Here is a 3401-nt window from a genome sequence, read left to right as displayed (position 1 = left end):
GGGGCGCGGCGCGGCCGAGCCCGGGCGGGGCGCCCCGCCGCGGGACATCCCCTGCTGGGTGGCGAACGGGTTGTTGCCCGGGCGGGGCCCGGGGCTGGGTGCCTTGGCGCCCGGCGAGGCCGGACGCTGTGCGGCGGGACGCTCCGGGGCGGACGGCTGCTCGGCGCGGGCGGCCGGCTGCTGGGCGGAGTCCTGCTGGGCGGGCTTGGCGGCCGGCTTCTCGGCCGGCTTGGCGGCCGCCGGGCCCGGGCTGGGCGCGGCGGAGCCCGGCTTGGCGGACGTGCCGGGCCGGGGTGCGGGGCGGCCCGACTTCGCGGGGGACGGCGCGTTGCCGCCGGCCGGGCGGGCGGGGGCCGCGGCGGCCTTGTCCGCCTTGTCGGCGAACGCCGAGCGCAGCTTCTTGGCGACGGGGGGCTCGACGGTCGAGGACGCGCCTCGGACGAACTCACCCAGGGTCTGAAGCGTGGAAATCGCTTCCTTGGACGTTATTCCGAGCTCTTTCGCGAGCTCGTGAACGCGGGGCTTGGCCACTTCTCTCCTGTCTCGGTCCGCACCGAAACAGGCACGAACCACTTATTTTCCGTTGAGGCTCCCGGGGTGTCGGCCGTCGACGACGGCGCGCCGGCCCAGGAGGCCGTAGGCAGAGCACAACGAAGCACTCATCGCTGGGCACTCATCGGTTTTCCATCGGTTCTCTGACTCGCTTTCCAGTTCTGACCCGCGTGCGGACGTGGTCACCGGTCCGGTCGGACCGCGCGGGCTGCCGTCCGGGGACGGCTGTGGTCGGCACTCGTGCGCCCGGTCGCCGGGCCGTCCGCGAGGACAGCAGGGCGTCCAGCTCGGGGGCGATCCCCTCGGTGTCCACGGGGGCCCGGAACGCGCGCTGGAAGGCGCGGCGGCGCAGGGCCGTGTCCAGGCACTCGCGGGAGGGGTGGAGCCAGGCTCCACGACCGCCGAGGCGCCCGCTCCGGTCGAGCACGGCCCTTCGGCCGCCGTCGTCCGGCTCGGTCACCACACGTACGAGCTGGTCAGGGTGGTCGGTGGTCCGGCATCCGATGCAGGTGCGACGGGAGTCCGCACTCACTCAGGGCTCCTCGTCTCGCGGCGGGACGTCGGAACGGCTCGCGCGGGCCGGGGATCCGGCGCCGGACAGGGACCACCAACGATCTGACCGTGGAACAGTCTATCCCGGGGACGGCCCTGAGCCGAAACCGGGCGGGCGGGAACCCGGGGGGCGGGTCCGTGCGGCGGCTCGGGTCCCGCTCCCGGGGCGGGCTCAGGCCCGCGCGGCCGCCTTCGACTCGGGGACGATGTCGATCTTCCAGCCGGTGAGCTTCGCGGCGAGGCGGGCGTTCTGCCCCTCCTTGCCGATGGCCAGGGACAGCTGGGAGTCGGGGACGACGGCGCGGGAGGAGCGGGCGCGCTCGTCCAGCACGGTGACCCGGGACACCTTCGCCGGGGACAGGGCGTTGGCGATGCAGCGGGCCGGGTCGTCGGACCAGTCCACGATGTCGATCTTCTCGTCGTGCAGCTCGCTCATCACCGCGCGCACCCGGGAGCCCATCTCGCCGATGCAGGCGCCCTTGGCGTTGATCCCGCCCTGGGTGGCGCGCACGGCGATCTTGGTGCGGTGCCCGGCCTCGCGGGCCACGGCCATGATCTCGACGGAGCCGTCGGCGATCTCCGGCACCTCCATCTCGAAGAGCCGGCGCACGAGATCGGGGTGGGAGCGGGACAGCGTGATGGACGGGCCCTTCATGCCGCGCTTGACCTCCACCACGAAGGCCCGGATCCGGGACCCGTGCAGGTACTTCTCGCCCGGGGACTGCTCGTGCGGGGGCAGCACGCCCTCCACGGTGCCGAGGTCGACCTGCACCATGTGCGGATTGTGGCCCTGCTGGATCTGCCCGGACACGATCTCGCCCTCGCGGCCCTTGAAGTGGCCCAGCACGGCGTCGTCCTCGACGTCGCGCAGACGCTGCAGGATGACCTGGCGGGCCGTGGAGGCCGCGATCCGTCCGAAGCCGGCCGGGGTGTCGTCGAACTCCCCGATCGCCTCACCGTCCTCGTCGAGCTCGGGGGCCCAGATGGTCACGTGCCCGCTCCGGCGCTCGATCTCGGCGCGGGCGCCCGGCAGCGCCCCGGGGCTCTTCTGGTAGGCCAGCAGGAGGGCCTGCTCGATCGTGGGGATGAGCAGGTCCACGGGGATGTCGCGCTCACGCTCCAGCAGTCGGAGGGTGCTCATATCGATGTCCATGTCCGGCCTTCCTCACGTGTCGACCCCGGGGACGAAACAGCGCGCCGTCGGTGAGGACGGAGCGCTGCCACGGGTCGTGTTCGCACACTCGTTCGTTGTACTCGGTTGTCGTCGCACTGCGGACCGCGGCGCCGGTGGGCGCCGCGGCGTCAACGGCACATCTTACACTCGCCCCGGGGTGCTCCGGGGCGCTCAGTCCGTGAACTCGACCTCCACCTTGGCCCGGCGCACGCGGTCGAACGACCACCGCTCCGGGTCGAGCAGCCGGGCGGGCATGCCCTTCTTCGCCTGGTGACTGCGCTGCAGGACCACCCCGTCCTGCGCCACCTCCAGCAGCCGGGCGGTGAACTTCTCCCCCTCCACGGGGGTGACGCGCACCAGCCGCCCGATCGAGCGCCGCCAGTGCCGGGCCTCGGTGAGCTCCCGGGTGGCACCCGGGGAGGAGACCTCCAGCTCGTAGGCGGACCCGGGCACGGGGTCGTCCCGGTCCAGGGCGTCGGAGACCGCGCGGGCCACCTCGGCGATCCGGTCGATGTCCACGCTGTCGGTGCGGTCCTCGGGCAGGTCGACGAGCACCTGCAGCACCAGCCCGGTGCCGCTCGGCTTCAGGGCGACGTCCTCCAGGACCAGGCCCGTCTCCTCCACGACCGGTCCGATCAGATCGGTCAGCCGCCGGCGGTCGTCGGGTCCGGTGCTGCTCTGCTCGCTCACGGGGATCTCCTGGTGCTCTCGGGTCGGGCGGGGGTCGCTCCAGCAGATCCTATGATGAACCGGGACCCCGCCCTCTCCCCTCCCCCGTCCAGGAGCCCCCGGTGACCGATCCCCGCACGCCCGCCCGCCGGGTGCTCCCGCCGCTGCCGACGGTCCTGCTGACGGTGCTGGTGGTGCTCCTCGCCGCGCTCGGCGGCTGGCGGCTCGGCGCGGCGCGGCCGGTGCCCCCGGACGAGGTGGCCCGGGCGGACGCGTGGTCGCGCACGGAGACGCTGCTGAGGCACCCGTCCCTGGAGGACCTGGAGGAGGGTGCGGCCGTGCGCGCGGACCTGGACCGCCAGCTCGCCGCCCTGGGTCCGGCGCCCGCGACCCGGGCCTCGGCCGCGGCGCGGGCCGCGCACCCCACCCCCTCGGAGGCCGCCGGGCCCGGAGC

At 74.2% G+C, this 3401-nt stretch carries 5 protein-coding genes; 1 reads left to right on the top strand and 4 read right to left on the bottom strand.

Going from position 1 to position 3401, the window contains the following annotated elements; all coding sequences use genetic code 11:
* From ABL57_RS18335 to rimP, 4 genes are all read right to left on the bottom strand, one after another.
* Positions 1–531 (bottom strand): translation initiation factor IF-2 N-terminal domain-containing protein (locus ABL57_RS18335; RefSeq protein ID WP_047804926.1); only part of this gene is annotated, 531 nt, incomplete at its 3' end.
* Between the two features lie 142 nt (positions 532–673).
* Positions 674–1084: a YlxR family protein gene (locus tag ABL57_RS21485; RefSeq protein ID WP_082157563.1), complete on the bottom strand. Its 411-nt coding sequence runs from the start codon at positions 1082–1084 to the stop codon at positions 674–676.
* A gap of 192 nt (positions 1085–1276) precedes the next feature.
* Positions 1277–2257, bottom strand: coding sequence for a transcription termination factor NusA (gene nusA / locus ABL57_RS18330; RefSeq protein ID WP_047804925.1), 981 nt, complete (start codon positions 2255–2257; stop codon positions 1277–1279).
* 192 nt (positions 2258–2449) lie between these two features.
* A complete protein-coding gene (gene rimP / locus ABL57_RS18325) occupies positions 2450–2968 on the bottom strand; it encodes a ribosome maturation factor RimP (RefSeq protein WP_053005147.1) in 519 nt (172 codons plus the stop codon).
* Positions 2969–3069: 101 nt separating this feature from the next.
* Between rimP and ABL57_RS18320 the strand changes: the two genes are divergently transcribed.
* The coding region (locus ABL57_RS18320; protein ID WP_047804923.1) for a hypothetical protein at positions 3070–3401 on the top strand (332 nt) is incomplete at its 3' end.

Source organism: Kocuria sp. SM24M-10, assembly GCF_001027955.1.
GTDB classification, from domain to species: Bacteria; Actinomycetota; Actinomycetes; order Actinomycetales; family Micrococcaceae; genus Kocuria; species Kocuria oceani.
This window is presented reverse-complemented; position numbering and strand designations above follow the sequence as displayed.